The sequence below is a fragment of the Lysinibacillus sp. NPDC093190 genome (assembly GCF_050280425.1).
Lineage (GTDB): Bacteria > Bacillota > Bacilli > Bacillales_A > Planococcaceae > Lysinibacillus.
Genome location: NZ_JBNNVG010000043.1, coordinates 1 through 17,820, shown reverse-complemented (window position 1 = coordinate 17,820; position 17,820 = coordinate 1). Strand labels below are relative to the sequence as shown.

18 protein-coding genes, 1 tRNA gene and 1 rRNA gene are annotated in these 17,820 nt (G+C 38.0%); 4 read left to right on the top strand and 16 right to left on the bottom strand.

What is annotated here, in order from left to right:
* Positions 1-69: 69 nt before the first annotated feature.
* The 4 genes from ACQKOF_RS23010 to ACQKOF_RS22995 form a co-directional block, all read right to left on the bottom strand.
* Positions 70-1,242: a glycosyl hydrolase family 18 protein gene (locus tag ACQKOF_RS23010; RefSeq protein WP_427562270.1), complete on the bottom strand. Its 1,173-nt coding sequence runs from the start codon at positions 1,240-1,242 to the stop codon at positions 70-72.
* A gap of 516 nt (positions 1,243-1,758) precedes the next feature.
* Positions 1,759-2,490, bottom strand: coding sequence for a hypothetical protein (locus ACQKOF_RS23005; RefSeq protein ID WP_427562223.1), 732 nt, complete (start codon positions 2,488-2,490; stop codon positions 1,759-1,761).
* Complete coding sequence (locus tag ACQKOF_RS23000; protein ID WP_427562221.1) at positions 2,483-3,820, bottom strand: AAA family ATPase; 1,338 nt, start codon at positions 3,818-3,820, stop codon at positions 2,483-2,485. Before ACQKOF_RS23000 ends, ACQKOF_RS23005 begins: the two co-directional genes overlap by 8 nt.
* 227 nt (positions 3,821-4,047) lie before the next feature.
* Entirely contained in the window at positions 4,048-4,407 is a 360-nt protein-coding gene (locus tag ACQKOF_RS22995) for a hypothetical protein (protein ID WP_427562218.1), read from the bottom strand.
* A 220-nt stretch (positions 4,408-4,627) separates the two neighbouring features.
* Here ACQKOF_RS22995 and ACQKOF_RS22990 point away from each other — a divergent pair, with 220 nt between their 5' ends.
* Together ACQKOF_RS22990 and ACQKOF_RS22985 are read left to right on the top strand one after the other, a co-directional pair.
* A complete protein-coding gene (locus ACQKOF_RS22990) occupies positions 4,628-5,344 on the top strand; it encodes a hypothetical protein (RefSeq protein ID WP_427562215.1) in 717 nt (238 codons plus the stop codon).
* 100 nt (positions 5,345-5,444) lie between these two features.
* Positions 5,445-5,576 (top strand): hypothetical protein, encoded by a 132-nt coding sequence (locus ACQKOF_RS22985; protein WP_427562213.1) that lies wholly within the window; start codon positions 5,445-5,447, stop codon positions 5,574-5,576.
* Positions 5,577-5,647: 71 nt separating this feature from the next.
* Here ACQKOF_RS22985 and groL read toward each other — a convergent pair whose 3' ends face one another.
* Together groL and groES are read right to left on the bottom strand one after the other, a co-directional pair.
* Positions 5,648-7,279, bottom strand: coding sequence for a chaperonin GroEL (gene groL, locus ACQKOF_RS22980; protein ID WP_427562211.1), 1,632 nt, complete (start codon positions 7,277-7,279; stop codon positions 5,648-5,650).
* Positions 7,280-7,417: 138 nt separating this feature from the next.
* Positions 7,418-7,702, bottom strand: coding sequence for a co-chaperone GroES (groES, locus tag ACQKOF_RS22975; RefSeq protein ID WP_049667833.1), 285 nt, complete (start codon positions 7,700-7,702; stop codon positions 7,418-7,420).
* 174 nt (positions 7,703-7,876) lie between these two features.
* Between groES and ACQKOF_RS22970 the strand changes: the two genes are divergently transcribed.
* Positions 7,877-8,641, top strand: coding sequence for a CPBP family intramembrane glutamic endopeptidase (locus ACQKOF_RS22970; protein WP_427562208.1), 765 nt, complete (start codon positions 7,877-7,879; stop codon positions 8,639-8,641).
* A 99-nt stretch (positions 8,642-8,740) separates the two neighbouring features.
* Here the strand turns inward: ACQKOF_RS22970 and tatC are convergent, their stop codons facing one another.
* The 3 genes from tatC to ACQKOF_RS22955 form a co-directional block, all read right to left on the bottom strand.
* On the bottom strand, positions 8,741-9,562 hold the full coding sequence (gene tatC, locus ACQKOF_RS22965) for a twin-arginine translocase subunit TatC (protein WP_427562206.1): 822 nt from the start codon (positions 9,560-9,562) through the stop codon (positions 8,741-8,743).
* A gap of 17 nt (positions 9,563-9,579) precedes the next feature.
* A complete protein-coding gene (locus ACQKOF_RS22960; protein ID WP_010857065.1) occupies positions 9,580-9,765 on the bottom strand; it encodes a twin-arginine translocase TatA/TatE family subunit in 186 nt (61 codons plus the stop codon).
* A gap of 154 nt (positions 9,766-9,919) precedes the next feature.
* Positions 9,920-10,555, bottom strand: coding sequence for a redox-sensing transcriptional repressor Rex (locus tag ACQKOF_RS22955; RefSeq protein ID WP_370049056.1), 636 nt, complete (start codon positions 10,553-10,555; stop codon positions 9,920-9,922).
* A gap of 229 nt (positions 10,556-10,784) precedes the next feature.
* Between ACQKOF_RS22955 and ACQKOF_RS22950 the strand changes: the two genes are divergently transcribed.
* Positions 10,785-12,728, top strand: a complete 1,944-nt coding sequence (locus tag ACQKOF_RS22950) for an ATP-binding cassette domain-containing protein (RefSeq protein ID WP_427562267.1) — start codon at positions 10,785-10,787, stop codon at positions 12,726-12,728.
* A gap of 453 nt (positions 12,729-13,181) precedes the next feature.
* Here ACQKOF_RS22950 and tsaD read toward each other — a convergent pair whose 3' ends face one another.
* The 7 genes from tsaD to rrf form a co-directional block, all read right to left on the bottom strand.
* Positions 13,182-14,198 (bottom strand): tRNA (adenosine(37)-N6)-threonylcarbamoyltransferase complex transferase subunit TsaD, encoded by a 1,017-nt coding sequence (gene tsaD, locus ACQKOF_RS22945; protein WP_427562264.1) that lies wholly within the window; start codon positions 14,196-14,198, stop codon positions 13,182-13,184.
* The gene (gene rimI / locus ACQKOF_RS22940) at positions 14,198-14,650 is read right to left on the bottom strand and encodes a ribosomal protein S18-alanine N-acetyltransferase (RefSeq protein ID WP_427562203.1); all 453 of its coding nucleotides are present in this window, start codon (positions 14,648-14,650) and stop codon (positions 14,198-14,200) included. The genes tsaD and rimI overlap by 1 nt, the downstream gene beginning before the upstream one ends.
* A complete protein-coding gene (gene tsaB / locus ACQKOF_RS22935) occupies positions 14,643-15,350 on the bottom strand; it encodes a tRNA (adenosine(37)-N6)-threonylcarbamoyltransferase complex dimerization subunit type 1 TsaB (RefSeq protein WP_427562200.1) in 708 nt (235 codons plus the stop codon). The genes rimI and tsaB overlap by 8 nt, the downstream gene beginning before the upstream one ends.
* Positions 15,347-15,796, bottom strand: a complete 450-nt coding sequence (gene tsaE / locus ACQKOF_RS22930; protein WP_427562261.1) for a tRNA (adenosine(37)-N6)-threonylcarbamoyltransferase complex ATPase subunit type 1 TsaE — start codon at positions 15,794-15,796, stop codon at positions 15,347-15,349. Before tsaE ends, tsaB begins: the two co-directional genes overlap by 4 nt.
* Positions 15,797-16,546: 750 nt before the next feature.
* A complete protein-coding gene (locus ACQKOF_RS22925) occupies positions 16,547-16,876 on the bottom strand; it encodes a hypothetical protein (RefSeq protein ID WP_427562197.1) in 330 nt (109 codons plus the stop codon).
* A gap of 440 nt (positions 16,877-17,316) precedes the next feature.
* Positions 17,317-17,392 (bottom strand) — tRNA-Asp (locus tag ACQKOF_RS22920).
* A 336-nt stretch (positions 17,393-17,728) separates the two neighbouring features.
* Positions 17,729-17,820 (bottom strand): 5S ribosomal RNA (rrf, locus tag ACQKOF_RS22915); the annotation flags it as partial.

Genomic DNA, 17,820 nt, shown 5'->3' with positions numbered 1-17,820 from the left:
TTCAGATTATTTATATTTTTAAGAAAATAGAATGGACATAGAGCAACTTTTTATTGCTCCTGAAGATTCTCATTTCTTCACTACATCAAAATTTGACCCGATTAATAACCAATTTTGAGGGAATGGTAGACCCAACTTCCAATAGCCTACTCCTCGGAGTTTGTACCGTTTGATTAAATTAAATTTCGCTTGAATGGATCTTGCATCCTCGAACCACACCACATGTGCTTTACCTTGCTCATCATAGTATTCAAAGAACGGTGCTTGAGATCTCAAATCAAACTGAATTGCAGCATTATATTTCTTAGCAATCTCGATTGCTCTTTGTGGACTAACTGCTTCTGCATTTGGCCCCCCCTGTACAAAAGGCAGTGTCCAGTTATACCCATATAAATTCTGTCCAAGTATAATTTTGTTCCGAGGTATCTCACTTATTGCATATTTAACAACCGCTTCTACTTCTGGAAGTGGCGATACTGCCATAGGCGGACCTGCAGAATACCCCCATTCATAAGTCATCAACATAACAAAATCCACTATTTCTCCGTGTGCTTTATAATCATGCCCCTCTGTCCACGGACCTCGCTCACTAGCACTTGTTTTTGGAGCTAGCGCTGTCGATACGGTATATCCCTGTGGATGGAATCGGCTCACAGCTCGCCTTAAAAAGTTGTTATACGCTTCTCGTTGATCGCCCGGTAAATTCTCAAAATCAAAATGAATATCTTTTACGGTCCCTAAACGCTTTGCCTCTTCAAGAATATTATTAAAGAGCAAATCTTGTACTGCTGTACTTTGAAAAATATCTCTCGCCAAATCACCGCTAAAACTAAAATTCTCTAAATTTGAGACAACCATCGCTAGAGAAGCACCTGTATCATTTGCAATTTGTGCCACACCTTGACTCGGAGGTATCTTAAGCGTCCCATCTCGCCTTGCCTCATAGCTAAATAGAGCAAGATAAGTTAAAAATGGACCTGCTTCTCTTGCTTGACTCAGTAATGCCTCACTAACGAATGTCCCTTTCGGCTCTAAATATGCCAATGTTTCAACCCTTGTTTTTGGTTGAGGTGGAATATAAAGTCGCATACCAATCGATAAAGGTTGACTCGGACTAATATTGTTCACCTGAGCAAGTGTTAAATAATTAATGCCAAAGCGTTGGCCAATTGAATATAGACTATCTCCTGACTGCACATAATAGAAATTTCCGACAATCGGTATCACGAGCGCTTGCCCTATAACTAATCGATTTGGTTCAGGAATTTGATTGGCATCTACAACACTTTGAACTGTTGTCCCATATGCCTGCGCAATACCCCATAAGGACTCCCCTGCCCGTACAACATGTATTTGAATGTCAGTGCCTCCTTCTAGCTTGATAAAATCACACCTGTAAAGTTTATGAATTAGGAAAGGAAAAGATGTCATTGCTCAGCAAGAACAAATTCCCTGAAACAAAAAAGATCCATCGCTTATTCTAGCGAATGGACCTTATTTCTGTGGGTAAGCCTCGAGCTTCCTCCATATTTGTTATTGCTTTCGCGTAATAAAACATCGACGCCCCCAGGAAGCTTTGCTCTGTGCGAAAGCGAAGCGGCAGCGACAAATGTTTTATCTGCGCGAAAGCGAAGCGGCAGCGACAAAGCGCACAGCGAAATCAACCCCTCGTTTTGCCGAAGAGCTATACTATGACACCTTAATCTCATCGAAATGATAGTCAACATCTATGCCCTCCACTAAACATCGGAGGGCATTTTATTGTACATCTGATTTAATCATTTCAAATAATAATGGTACATTCGTTCCGCGCTGTAACGAATTACAGCCCTCCATTAAAAATGACCAGCTCATTTTCATTTTTTCTTTATATGGAAGCGCTGAGTTAACTGGGAGATATTCTTTTAAAAATTCTTCTATGGAACTCGATAAACTTTCCATAAATTCATCAGCCTTTTGCACCTTTTCCGTCGCTACTTCATTACGCTCATTCCATAGTACATGCTCTAAGTTTGTAGAAAAATAGAATAGCTGATACGGTATTTTTAATCGATGAATACTAAAATGATCATTCGCCATAAGGATTTTGGCATTATTCGCCTTCATTTCATTTCGTTGTTCGATTTGCTCCTTACGCTTCTCTGATTTCACCAATATTGCATCTTCTGTATAGAATAAATTTTTCTCAATATCTTCCTTCACCTTGACAAATTCGGGGGCAATAAAGCAACCATCTGCATCAGTAATATGAACGACAGCGGTTAAATCCTTCGCTAAAAACTTATACTTCTCCAAATAGTTTTGAATCACTCGCGTAACACTATTTTTAATATTAGGTATCCGTTTATTAGCATCCCATTTCGTTAAAATATCCTCCCGTTGTACATCGAAGCGAATCGTTGAATTTGCAAAATGTTCATCTAGAAAATCCTCTAAAACAATTTGCTCCGTCTGCCCCTCTACAATGATTAAAAGAACCTTTTTAGTCACGCTGGACACCCGCTTTTCTAAAAGCACGCTTAATTTTAAATGTCTTCGTTTCCTTATAAACCTCTTCATCCTGTCCGCCCAACTGAATTGCACGTAAATAAACATCTCGAGCATTATTTACCTCTTTAATACCCTTTAACTGTATATAACGATGATCCTCATTCGTTGTCGTAAACCATAAGTTTTTAATAGCTAGCACCTCTAACACACGTAAATTATGAGACGTAAAAATAAGCTGACCTTTTCCGCCCTCCTCAATCACTGTTAACAACTCGCCTAACAAATATTCAAAAACACCAGAATCTAATTCATCAATCACTACACAAGCATTTGGGTTATTATAAACTGCAATGAGCACACTAAGTACAGAAATAATTTTCAAAATTCCTTCTGACTCTGTCCGTAGTGGTAATTCGCGTTCCCCTCGCTGCGATAAAAATTCGAAACGAATTCCTTTTTCCCCATTATCCATAGTTTGTTTTGTTAGTACATTAATCTTTATAGACAAACCTGGAATAATTGCTGATAATACTTGATTACTTTGCTCTATTACTTCACATAACACGAAAAATGCGTCCTCTGGCAATAACGCTAGCCCCTTCAAATTGTAAGGGATAGAACCACGAGTTTTTTCGAGATGGATGCTAAAAGGCATACTGCGCTCTTCAAATAATGGTGCGATATTTTGATTATTAACGACATGTAAATCCCGATTAAAATCTATTGCTAAGTTATGGAGCAATTGCATTTCTAGCTCTGACAGCCTGTCCTGTAATAATGGCTTTAAATCTTTGTGAAAGACAAAGGACATATATTGTTTTTTAGCTAATTGATGAGTGACTAGTAATTGGATACGCGTTTTTTCATTCATATCAGAAAGGTTTGCTTTACGTAGTTGTATGTCTTCCTCTGTCACATTAATTAGAACCTTTGAACGCTTCCCTTTCTCATTTTCTCTGTATGCTATACGTTCAACCGTTGTGTATAGTCTATTTTCATCTTCTTGTAACTCTACATAATAATTGAGAAAAAATGTGCCAAATTGATTTTCTACTAAAAACTCGAACTCAATACTTGCCGAATCCTCCCCTGCCATAATTAATCTCTTTTCCTGAGATGGTAATTTTATTTCAGCAATCCAGCCGGAGATAAGTGCCTTTAACAAGCCAAATGCATCAACAATAGTTGTTTTCCCTGAACCGTTTTGTCCGTATAAACCAACAACATTTGCCTCAAAAAACGTCTCGAAATTCACCGCTAACACAATTTCACCATGTCGTACATTTCGTAAATTTTGTACTTTTATTGTCTTGATTTTTATAATGGCCATTTATTTAAACATCCTTTAATGATATTTTCTTATATTATAATTAAATTTGATATATTTTATAACATTTTCTATTTTAATGAATTATACCCTTATCAATTATTCATCTAGTTTAGTGCCTATGACAATCCTAATAGTAGGCATATGTTAGAAGAAAAAAACGAAGAAAGGTGTGTTTCATTGGTCAATCCTGGATTTAATCCCGAAGATCTTGATGTTAACATTCCGTTTCACCCTACTATGCCTTCTGGTAACCCATATCCATCTTTAAACCCATCACCATATCCGACACGACCTTCGCAGCCATATCCACCACGTCCTCCGCAACCATATCCGCCACAACCATATCCACCGCGTCCTCCGCAGCCATATCCGCCACAACCATATCCACCGCGTCCTCCGCAGCCATATCCGCCACAACCATATCCACCACGTCCTCCGCAGCCATATCCGCCACAACCATATCCACCACGTCCTCCGCAGCCATATCCGCCACAACCATATCCGCCACGTCCGATGCCATTTCCAGGCGGGCAATATCCTGGCTTACCAGGCCAACCAGGATTCCCTGGATTAAACCTACCAGGCATGTAGATTTGTCACCTGACATATTGGAAGTCCAAGATAAATGACTTAGCAAAAAGGCTATCCAGAAGTTCAAACACGAACTAGTGGATAGCCTTTTTATTGTTTATTAGAAACTATTATTGACTGATAAAAAACTAAAGAAGTGGAAACATGTCTATAAAATTTTCAGCAATACTACATATTCCCTCATTTAATGAGCAAAGTATATAGAGAGGTGAATCTATGTGTAACGTAAAAAAAATAACCTTATGTATGATTAGTCTAATATTAATTAATTTGAGCATTGTATCATCTTTCGATGCAAAAGAATTGAGAAGATTAAATGGACTTAAAGCACAAATAAAAGGCCTAGAAAATCGTTTAAAAAGCCTTGAACCGATAAAACCCCAAACAATTGCTGATCCTCCTTTTCCAGAATTAACTCCTCCATCAAAATTTGTTACACTTTCACAGGTGATCGAGAATGGCACTACTATTCCTTATGAGGTTATCGTCAATAATCCTGGCTATAAGAGACCCGCTTATGAAGAATATTGGCATAGCTCAATCGGCCGATGGAGCTATGTTCCAACTAGAATTCATTATGCACTACATCGACTATTTACGAATTATGATGTTGCTCTCTCTGGCTGGTACGACTTTGAGCAAAATATAGGATTCACGATTCCATTGTTTCAAAATAGAACGGATTTAGATTTATATATTGTCGCGTTCCAATCTGATATTACAGCAGTTTATACGTTGGGGAATCAGGTGGTCGTTGTTGGAAATCCAAGAAGAACCGGTGTTCAAGTGATTACTATAAAAACAAGCGCTATACATCCCACAAATACCGAAGAATCTTTACTTGTGCAATTATCAACTCAAGCAGGAGAAGAAATCGATTATGCGCTTATCTCTTATATTTCTCCTGATTTTTGGTTGAAGAAAAAAGAATAAATCTAAGCTACTTTTTCGAAGTTTTTTATTAGCAGGTTTCTCCACTTTATCAGCGATTGTTGGGATTTTATCAGCGATTATCGGAGGCTTATCAGCGATTTTGCTACTTTTATCAGCGATTGTCGGAGGTTTATCAGCGATTTTGCTATTTTTATCAGCGATTGTCGGAGGTTTATCAGCGATTTTGCTATTTTTATCAGCGATTGTCCATATTCTATCAGTGATTCACTAAAAAATATTCGCTAAAGCATAAAAAAATCACTTCTCAATTTGAGAAGTGATTTTTTTGGCTGGAGCCGTAGATTACATCATTCCTGGCATGCCGCCCATACCAGACATATCTGGCATCGCTGGAGCTGCTTCTGGAATGTCTGCTACAACTGCTTCTGTTGTTAAGAATAGAGCTGCGACAGATGCTGCGTTTTGTAGAGCTGAGCGAGTTACTTTCGCTGGGTCTACTACGCCCGCTTCCATCATGTTTACCCATTCGCCTGTAGCAGCGTTGAAGCCTACACCGATTTCTTCGCGTTTTAGGCGATCTACGATAATGGAGCCTTCAAGACCAGCGTTGTTTGCGATTTGACGAACTGGCTCTTCTAAAGCACGTAGAACAATTTTCACACCAGTTGCTACGTCGCCTTCTTCTGTATCTGCAACCTTTTCAACTGCTGCATATACGTTAAGAAGTGCCGTACCACCACCTGATACGATACCTTCTTCAACTGCTGCACGAGTTGAGTTAAGAGCATCTTCAATGCGTAGTTTGCGTTCTTTTAGTTCTGTTTCTGTTGCAGCACCAACTTTGATTACTGCTACACCGCCTGCTAATTTTGCAAGGCGTTCTTGTAATTTTTCTTTATCGAATTCTGAAGTTGTTTCAGCAAGCTGAGCACGGATTTGACCAATACGGCCTTCGATTGCATCTGCACCGCCAACACCTTCTACAATTGTTGTATTGTCTTTTGTAACAACAACTTTCGCAGCGCGACCAAGTGATGTAATATCAGCTGATTTAAGGTCTAAGCCTAATTCTTCTGTAATTACTTGACCACCTGATAAAATTGCGATATCTTCAAGCATTGCTTTACGACGGTCACCAAATCCTGGAGCTTTAACCGCTACAGCATTGAATGTACCACGAAGTTTGTTCACTACAAGTGTTGCAAGAGCTTCACCTTCAACATCTTCAGCGATGATTAATAGTGGACGACCTTGTTGTACCACTTGTTCTAATAATGGTAATACTTCTTGAATGTTTGTAATTTTTTTATCAGTAATTAAAATGTATGGGTTATCTAATACCGCTTCCATTTTATCTGTATCTGTTACCATGTAGTGTGATGCATAACCACGGTCGAATTGCATACCTTCAACTACATCAAGCTCAGTTGTGAAGCCTTTAGATTCTTCAATTGTAATAACACCATCGTTACCCACACGTTCCATTGCTTCTGCAATTAATTGCCCTACTTCATCATCAGCAGCAGAGATTGCCGCAACCTGTGCGATTTCCTCTTTGTTGCTTACTGGGCGAGAAATAGCGTGTAATTCTGTAAGGGCTGCTGCAACTGCTTTGTCGATCCCTTTACGAATACCTACAGGGTTTGCACCAGCTGTTACGTTTTTCAAGCCTTCTCGAATAATTGCTTGCGCTAATACTGTTGCAGTTGTTGTACCGTCACCAGCGATTTCGTTTGTTTTAGAAGCAACTTCTGCTACTAATTTTGCCCCCATGTTTTCGTATGGGTTTTCTAGCTCGATTTCTTTTGCAATTGTTACACCATCATTTGTAATAAGTGGTGAACCGAATTTTTTTTCTAAAACTACGTTACGACCTTTAGGCCCTAAAGTAATTTTTACTGCGTTTGCTAATTTATCTACACCTTGTAGCATTAATGAACGAGCGTCTTCTGAGAATTTAATATCTTTTGCCATTTGAATTTACCCTCCTGAAATGGAATATTCGTTAAGCTTCATCATATATTTATAGAAATTTCGCCTTACTGTCATTGCCATCTATCTATTTGTTTATCTATGACAATCACTAAAGGCATTTACTTTAAAAGTACTAACTTATTCAATAATTGCAAGAATATCGCTTTCGCGTAAAATTAGGTATTCATTACCTTCATATTTAACTTCTGTACCAGAGTATTTAGAGAAAATAATGCGGTCGTCAACTTTTACGTCAAGCTCTACACGTTGTCCGTTCTCTAAAATACGACCCGTCCCAACTGCTACAACTTTACCTTCTTGCGGTTTTTCTTTTGCAGAGTCTGGCAGTACAATACCGAATGCAGATTTTTCTTCTACTTCGATTAGTTCGATTACAATACGATCTCCTAGTGGTCTTAACAAGTGAAACAACCTCCTATTAATTAAGTATATGTTTGAAAGTTTATTAGCACTCTATATAGTCGAGTGCTAACACAATTATTATGATAATCAATCACACTTTTTTTTGCAAGTCAGAACTTCGAAAAATTTTGTTTTCTTTCCATATTCCTCTACAATAGAAAGGTAGCATAATGAATGGAAAGGATTTTGACTGTGAACAATTCTCAAAAAATAACTAAACATAAAAAAACAGCCCTTTATGTTTTACTGATCTATATCCTCATGCAACTATCAGGTAGATGGCTGGCACAACCATTTCATAAACTTGTTATGAGTACCACCGGTTTACCTAGTGAGCAAGCCGCTCCGCTTACGCAAGGCTGGTATATCGCACTTAGCTTTGCCATTGCGTTAATTCTAAGCTTAGTCATAACATCTCGCGATAAAGCGTTTTGGGATATTTATCAAGGAAAGAAAGAAACTATACCACTATCAATTATGTGGGGAATCATAGGTTTCTTCTTAGTTTTCATCGGCCAAATGATTGGCGCAGCTATCGAAATGGCTGTATTCGGTATCCAAGGTGGGTCGCAAAACACAGCTGATATTGTAGCTATTGCAAAAGGCGCTCCTATTGCGATATTAGCAATTGTCGTATTTGGACCAATATTAGAAGAGTTCGTCTTCCGCCGTGTTATTTTTGGATCGCTTGTCCAAACAACTAATTTCTGGATAGCCGGTATAGTAAGTGCCATTTTCTTTGCACTTATTCATTTCGACTTCTCCCATATCTTGCTTTATACAATTTGTGGATTGATTTTTGCCTTCTTATATCACAAAACAAAACGTATTTGGACATCTATTATCGCCCATGTCATGCTGAATGGTTTTGTGACACTTGTACAAGTGTATGCAGAACCATTGCAAAAGTTTCTTGAACAACTAGAAAAAATGCAATAAAAATGAGATTTTTTCTTTCCACTGATTTTTAGTTGAATGTCAGTGTATATATTACGACGAAAAAGCTCGATGCTACTAATTAGCATCGAGCTTTTATTATTATTGATTCAATTCTTCGATTTGACGTCGCTGCTGTTCAAGTGCCTCTTCAATCTGGCGTTTTTGCTCAGCTTCTTGTTCTTCCTTCATCCGCATTTCCTCTGATTTTAAGTATTTCTTATAGCCAATACGAGAAATCATAATACTTATTTCATAAAGCATAAATAACGGTACTGAAACCATTAAGTGTGAAGCTAATTCAGGTGGCGCGATTAGGGCAGCACATACAAATAAACCAAAGTATGAGTACTTACGAATACGAATTAGTAACTCAGGAGATAGAACCCCAATTCGTGAAAAGAACAAGACGACAATCGGCAATTGGAAAAGGAAACCAAAAGGTATTGTAAGCTTAAATAAAAACGAAAAATATTCATGTATGCCAATCGTCTGTTGAATTTCTAGTTCATTTGATAAATTCATCATAAACTTTATGACGTATGGGAATAGTAAAAAGTATGAAAAAGACAAACCTGCTAAAAACAATATAAACGAATACGGTATATAGCTTAAGGTTGCTTTTCGTTCGACGTCCCTTAATCCTGGGCTAATAAAAGCCCACAATTGGTACATCAATACCGGCGAAGATAGGATAAATGCTATTAAAAAAATGACTTGGATATAAATTGCAAGTGGTGTTACTACATCAAACGCATGAAGTTCTATATTGTAAGACTCTCCAGTAATTTGAAGGTATTTAACAAGTGGCTTTGCAACAAAAAAGCCGCCAGCCATAGCGAGAACAAAGAAAACGGCAACAATGAAAAGCCGTTTTCTTAATTCTTCTATATGCTCAATGACAGTTAGATCTTTTGGATTCATTCCTCAAACATCCTAACTTACTTATCTAGTTCTTTCTTTTTCTTGTCATCATCATCTTCGTCGGCTAATCCTTTAGTAGCATTTTTAAATTCACGTAATGTTGAACCAAATGCTTTACCAAGCTCTGGTAACTTTTTAGGACCAAAAATTAGTAATGCGACAATTCCGATAATAATGAGGCTCATAGGACCAATACCACCCATTACAGCCACCTCCTCTTTATATCCATCATTTTAACGTATATTTCGCCATTTTGCTAACTAATTATATGTGAAAGTTTTTAGTCACTCTCGCCCTTTTACTTCATATTTATTTTACAGAAACTGTGAGAGCTATACTTTAGATTATGTACAATTATCACTCTTCCTGATTACGAATTAAATAAATGAGTGCCTGCAATTCTACCGACAAATCAATTGTTAAAAGTTGCATTTTATCTGGTACAGTAATACGCTCTGGCGTAAAGTTCAAAATTCCTTTTGCGTTCATCGCTGCTAATCTATCAGCCATTTTCTGTGCAGAGCGTGGTGAAACTGTTAAAATTGCAAGCTCCGCTCCATATTCTGCATACTTTTCTTCCAATAAGTCAGGGTGAAAAACAGGAATATTGCTAATCATTTTCCCTTCCTTTGGGGCCTTTGAATCAAATGCCACAACGATATGAGTATTATGATTTTTTTGGAAATTATATTTTAATAAAGCACTACCTAAATTCCCTACACCAATTAACGCTACTTTTGTCGCTTCATGTTGATCGAGCGTTTGACTAAAAAATTCCAAGAGATGTTGCACATCATAGCCATATCCCTTTTTCCCTAGAGCACCAAAATAAGAAAAATCACGGCGAATAGTTGCCGAATCAATTTTCATCGCTTCACTCAGTTCCTTCGACGAAATGCGTTCCATGCCTTCTTGTGCAAAGTTTTGGATAAATCGATAGTAAAGAGGAAGTCTTTTCGTAGTGGCTTGTGGAATTTTTAATTCTTGTTTCAAACTTTTTCCTCCTTATAATGTATCAAATCTATTTATGATACATGCTTAATTAACTATTTCTAAGTTTATAATATTCACTGGAGTATTTCCCTTTAGTTAATGGCGCTTTTACGCCACTAACTAAAGGGAAATCGTTTCAATCTTACATGACAGCTTGGAATAAGTAAAGCACCGACATTGCAAGCAAATCGTACATCCATTACACTAAGGAAGAATTGAGGTGTCAAGAATGATTGTTTTACAAGTCAATCAACTATATAAATCCTTCCTTGCAGATGAAATTTTGAGTGGCGTAAAATTAGAGGTTCAACATCGTGACCGCGTTGCATTAGTAGGTCGTAACGGTGCTGGTAAGTCTACTTTACTTAAAATAATTGCTGGTCAACTGTCATATGACTCTGGCGATATTATTATCCCGAAAGGTATACAAATTGGATATTTGGAGCAACATGCTGGTTTAAACTCAACATTGTCGATTTGGGATGAAATGATGACAATTTTTGAGCCACTTATTGCCCAAGAACAAACACTACGATCATTAGAACAACAAATGGCCGATCCAGCGGTTTATGAAAATTCTACTTTATATGCAAAAATAATGTCTGAATACGATCATTTACAGCATAATTTTAAGGATGCTGGAGGCTATCAATTTGAATCCGATACACGTTCTGTGCTTCATGGCATGCAGTTTTATCCTGAGGATTACGAAAAGCCAATTAGCTCACTATCAGGGGGACAACGAACTCGGTTAGCACTTGCTAAGCTTCTGTTAAGTAAACCTGACCTATTAATACTCGATGAACCTACTAACCATTTAGATATTGAAACTCTCTCATGGTTGGAATCATATTTAAAAGGCTACGAAGGGGCTATTCTAATTGTTTCCCATGACCGCTACTTCTTAGACCAGGTTGTTTCCATTGTCTACGAAGTCTCTCGTCATCGCGTCACAAAATATACAGGCAATTATAGTGCCTATTTAGATGAAAAAGCGAAAAATTATGAGCGTGATTTAAAGCTTTATGAACGACAGCAAGATGAGAAGGCCAAGCTTGAAGAATTTGTTCAAAAAAACATAGCTCGTGCTTCTACTACTAAAATGGCACAAAGTCGTCGTAAAATGCTTGAACGAACAGAATGGCTGGAATCCCCTGAGGGTGATGAAAAGTCAGCAAGCTTCGGTTTTACAATTGAACGTCAAAGTGGTAACGATGTATTATCTATTGATGACTTAGCTATAGGTTATAGTGATAAGAAAATATCAAACGGAGTCACATTACGCACTTTCCGAGAAGACCGCATTGCACTTGTTGGACCAAATGGTGTTGGTAAATCAACTTTATTAAAAACCATCGTCAAAGATTTGCCACCACTCTCCGGAGAGATTCGCTATGGTACAAATGTTCAAATTGGTTATTATGATCAAGAGCAAGCAAAGCTATCAAGCAATAAAAGTGTTCTAAAAGAGCTATGGGATGAATGGTCTTTAATGAATGAAAAAGATATTCGCTCGGTACTTGGCCGTTTCTTATTCAGTGGAGAAGATGTAGATAAAATCGTGTCATCGTTATCTGGTGGAGAAAAGGCTAGACTTGCATTAGCTAAGTTAATGATGCAAAAGGCCAATCTCTTAATTCTCGATGAGCCTACCAATCACTTAGACTTAGATAGTAAAGAGATACTGGAAAACGCACTGATCGATTATCCTGGAACGCTCTTATTTGTATCGCATGACCGATATTTCATTAATCGAATTGCTACTAAAGTAATCGAACTATCTGGCGATGGTTCCTTTGAGTACTTAGGGGACTATGATTATTATCTTGAGAAGAAACAAGAGCTATTAGAAATTGCTCAAATGAAGGCTGCCGCTCAACCACAAGTACAAGCTGATGTAGCTGAGAAGATCTCTACCTCTAAAATTGATAAAGAGGCTAAAAAACGAGAGCGCCAAATTAGACGCACACTTGAGGAACTAGAGGGGAAAATGCAGCAAGTAAATCTTGAAATAGCTCGCTTAGAAGAAGCTCTTTGCGATCCCGAGATTTTCACAGACCACGAAAAAATTACACAGCTTCAAGAAGAATTATCAACCGCTAAGGAACAGTATGAGATATTCGAAATGGAATGGCTTGAGCTAAGTGAAGAACTTGAAAATATTATTTTATAACATCCCTCTTGAGGTGGGATAAAACTTGTAAAGCCATGTGCCTTGTCGCATGGCTTTTTACTTTACTCGCGTTGATTTTTCATATATATTGGTCAAGTGCTATTTTTCGACAAAAAATTTCCACAACTTTATACACACTATAAATCTAGTAATACCAACATATCAACAGGCTTTTCCACATTGTCCACAATTCTAAAATATTTTATTCACATCATTCTGTGCAAAACAGGCTACTATATATTGAATAATCACAAGTTATGCACAAGTTATCAACAATTTGTGCATAAGTACGGATGTTCGCTGTTTTATTTACTCCTTACCTGTGGATAATTTTCTGAAAAATTTGTCAACTAACCGGAGTCAAATTTTCTTATAGACACTGTTTTCTCAACAATTTTTTTACAAAAGCAAAAAGAGGTATTTTAGAATCAAATCTAAAACACCTCTTTTCTCTTACACCCAGGATTTTAACTCCATTCCAGGACGACCGTTCATTGATAAATTGCCTCGAATACCTGCTTCAAACATAGGTGTTGCTGCTGCCCCTATCATAGCGGCATTATCTGTACACATCTTTAATGGCGGCACGAAAAATGGTATGTTTTCTTCAGCAAATACTGTCTCAAGTGATGTACGCAAGCCCTTATTAGCCGCGACACCACCAGCTGCAATAACCTGTTTCACTTTATATTCGCGAGCTGCCCGTAATGTTTTCGCCGTTAATACTTCAACTACGCTTTCCTGAAACCCTTTGGCAACGGCAGTCGAACAAATCTCTTCACCACGTTGGTCCATGTTATGTTTATAATTAATAACCGCTGATTTCAAGCCGCTAAAACTAAAATCATAAGAATCTTCTTCTAACCACACTCTTGGGAATGATACAGCCTCATCTCCCTCATGTGCTAATTTATCAATTCGGGGACCACCTGGATACGGTAAGCCTAAAACACGCGCAACCTTATCATAAGCTTCACCTGCTGCATCATCTCTCGTCTCACCGATGACTTCAAAAGAGCCATGTTCTTTCATATAAACTAGCTCTGTATGGCCACCTGATACAACAAGTGCTAACAATGGGAATTCCATTGGCTGCACGAGTGCATTAGCATATATATGTCCAGCTATATGGTGTACACCTATAATCGGTAAATTATTGGCAAATGCAAAGGCCTTCGCTGCATTAATTCCAATTAATAATGCACCTACAAGACCAGGGCCCTCCGTAACTGCCACAGCATCTAAATTAGCTGGCTTCATATTTGCCTGTGCTAAGGCTTCTTCTATGACCACTGTAATTTGCTCAACATGATGACGAGATGCAATTTCAGGTACAACTCCACCAAATCGTTTATGACTTTCTATTTGAGATGCAACCACATTTGAAACAATTTCAGTACCATTTCGAATAATCGCTGCTGCTGTTTCATCACAGCTCGATTCTATTGCTAATATCATTCGATCTTCCATCATAAATTCACCCACATGACAAGGGCATCCTCCCCGTTATCTGTATAATAGCCTTTACGTATGCCACCATCTTGGAAATCAAGCTTTCGATAAAGATTTTGAGCAACTGTATTTGTTACTCTTACCTCTAAACTCATAACTTCCATAGTATGCTCTCTAGCAATACGCATTGCCTCTCGCATTAAACCTTCACCAATTCCACGACCTCGAGCAGTCTCTATAACGGCAACGTTCGTAATTTGCGCTGCGTCTATAACCATCCACATTCCACAAAAACCGATAATGTTATTATATTCATCTATAGCTAGCACATAATGTGCATACTGATTTTCATGCACTTCATAATAAAAAGAATCTAACGTCCATGGTGCAGGAAATGTAGCAAGCTCAATTTCATACACTGCTGGGACATCTTCAGATACCATTTTACGATATGTTACATTACTACTCATGTGCCTTCTCCTTCTGTTCCTTCAGCCAATTCGCCTCCGCCTCGGCAATACGTTTGTATTGTGGGACAAAATGATGAACTGCATCCACACTTGGTAGCTCCTCTTTCGTCGCTAATCGAACTGTTTCACTTGCTCGTGGTAAGTCATTACTAAATGGTGTACGCTGCGCATAATCACCTAGCACCTCTACGATTTTATGCCAAAAAACATCTACATCGACTCCAACAAATAAAACCGGTGCCTCTAAAGCCTGTAAACGCTCTAACAAGCCATCTATATGATCGTGATAATCATCAATAATCGCTTCAAGCTCACAACCTTTATAAACGGCTGTATAGACATTGCCTCTTCGCGCATCAAAAATAGGACAAATAAACCCATCATATAGTGCTGCATTTGCAGCCAATGACTTTAAGCTAGATATTCCAACTAAAGGCTTTTTCAATGTCCATGCTAATGTTTTAGCAAGCGTCACACCTATTCGTACACCGGTATAAGAACCAGGTCCTTCTGATACAGCAATCGCATCCAACTCGCTTGGCTTTATGCCAGCCTTTGCTAGCACTTCTTCAATGGCTGGCATAGCACCTGCTGAATGCGTTATTTTTATATTTTGTACAATCTCTGCGATCACTTTTCCATCCCTTATTACAGCAATAGAAAGTGGTGCATTCGCTGTTTCAATCCCTAACCAAATCATTTCATTAGCTCCTCACATAATGCCTCATATCGCTTTCCAAGAGGTGTCAATACAAATCGTCGTTGATTTTCTCCGATTCGGTAAATTTCTATTCCAAGACGCTCCTGCGGTAAATCCTGTTCAATCAAATGAGCCCACTCGACAACTGATACCGCATCACCATAAAATAGTTCGTCCCATCCAAGATCCTCATCGCTTTCTGCTAAACGATAAACATCTAAATGATTAAATGGTAAACGCCCCTCATATTGCTTTACAATCGTAAATGTCGGGCTATTGACCGTTCTCGTCACGCCAAGTCCCTTCGCTAATGCTTTCGTAAATGTCGTCTTACCAGCGCCCAAATCACCCTTTAATGTAATTGTATCCTGGGCTTCTAGTAAGCTTGCTAGCTTCAACGCAAAATTCTCAGTATCATCAAGTGAATTCATTATTTTTTCATACATCATCTCTTTTTTCCTCTCCTAGCTCCATTACCTCTAGTTTACCGAAACAAGCGTAAATGTTCAAAACATCCAATGGATTTCAAAAAAACAATTACACCTTGGCGTAATTGTTCAGCTTGTCGACAAAAAATATAACTTACAGATTTTCCGAACGAGAAAGCCCATGCAGGGTGTAGCTCGTCTTTAGACATGGGATGAAAGTGAGGTCAGACAAGAGGTAGCTTTTGCTATCTTAATTGTCTGAAAGGGGGGTATACTCCATGTATAGACAAGTAAAAGTCTTTAAAACACGCTTGTTCATTGAAAATTGGATATTGTATAAAGTTCGATAGCCTAATTCATGCTATCGGTAAAACAATATGTGTCGTCAAGAAAAAGACGCTAAAACACATCGAACGAAACCAACTATACGCTATGGTAACAGTAGCGTAGCCCTATCTGCTATATGCACTGGATAGGTAGGGGTAATGGGATACCCCTACCTTGAGAGCTGTTCAAAACAGAAATGGACTGCGAACGCTTAATTACTCAGGAATCCCACTGATATTAGTTAGCTTGTCCCTTTAGGGGTGAGAGTCTCAATTGTATCTAATAAACAAAGTTATTTTCGCCCTGTGTAAATACTCATAATGGGGTGAGTCGGCAAGCTGAATCTACTAATCAATTAAGCCTTGACTAAATTGTCGCTGACGATACTAAACTATGTGCTAAATAAAAATAAAACACGCTTATAAAAAACGTGCTTATTTTTTAATGCTCCTTTACCTCACTAACCTTTTTATCAACCAATTTATCATCTTTAAATCGTACTATATATGTTTTTGTCATAAGTATTTCATCATTCCAGCGGTATTGATCTTTTTTTATCAAGTCCCCTGCTCCCCCTGCAATTTTTACTACTTCCATATATGACATGCCTTCTTTTAATTTTTCAAATTCGGCTTCATTCATATTTTTCTGCCAATGGTACGCATTGGACTCCTCTATGTCTAAAATAGGATCACCACATCCTGCTAGTATTACAGCAGCACCTATAAGCAAAGTTATATTAAGACGTTTTATGTAGAAATAATTTCTCATGCTAACACCTCCAAATTCTTTTACACGAGAGGAATCGATAAAAAATAGTCTCCCTCATTAACAGGCAGTAATTTTCCTGTACCGAAAGCGAAGCGTAAGGTACAAGACTCTTACCTCAAAATTCAACGAAAGCAAAGAAAGTTAAACAGGTGATTAATCACTCGTAAAACCTGATTATCAGTCTTCATGTTACTGCTCTACTTGTTTCCTCAAGCAGTCTGGTAACTCTTCTCAGTTTGTTGACACATACAGCTTAAGGCCTTTACTAACGAGTTTTTCGATATGAGTGTTGGGGCATTAACTTTAATCTTAAAATCTATGGATACCCCAACAAACATTATAGAACCAATTTTATCGATATCCACTAATTCCCTTATATTAACAATAAAAAAAGTTCTTATGATTTAAAAGCATCATAAGAACTATATTATCGTTTATAATGGCGGTCCCGACCGGGATCGAACCGGCGATCTCCTGCGTGACAGGCAGGCATGTTAACCGCTACACCACGGGACCTCTTTAAGACATTTATAAATATATCATAAAAAAATGATACATGCAATATTTTTTTATGGTTTTTTATATTTTTATATTCTCTATCATTTTGCATCGATTTCGCAAGTAAATTATTAGATTCTATAAACTATCTTTGGAAGTGTTCAGTGTTAGGTTTGGAGATATTGGGTTATCAATTTTTGATCCTCAAGAAAAAGTGTTGAAAAAAGCACAGTAACAAGAAGAGCAACTACAAAACACCTAGTTATTGTAGTTGCTCTTTACATTACTTTAGCTTCATGTCTATAAAATTACTTAAATAAAAAAACAGCCAGCACTTAGCTGACTGTCTATATTGCCTAGCGACGTCCTACTCTCACAGGGGGAAGCCCCCAACTACCATCGGCGCTAAAGAGCTTAACTTCCGTGTTCGGTATGGGAACGGGTGT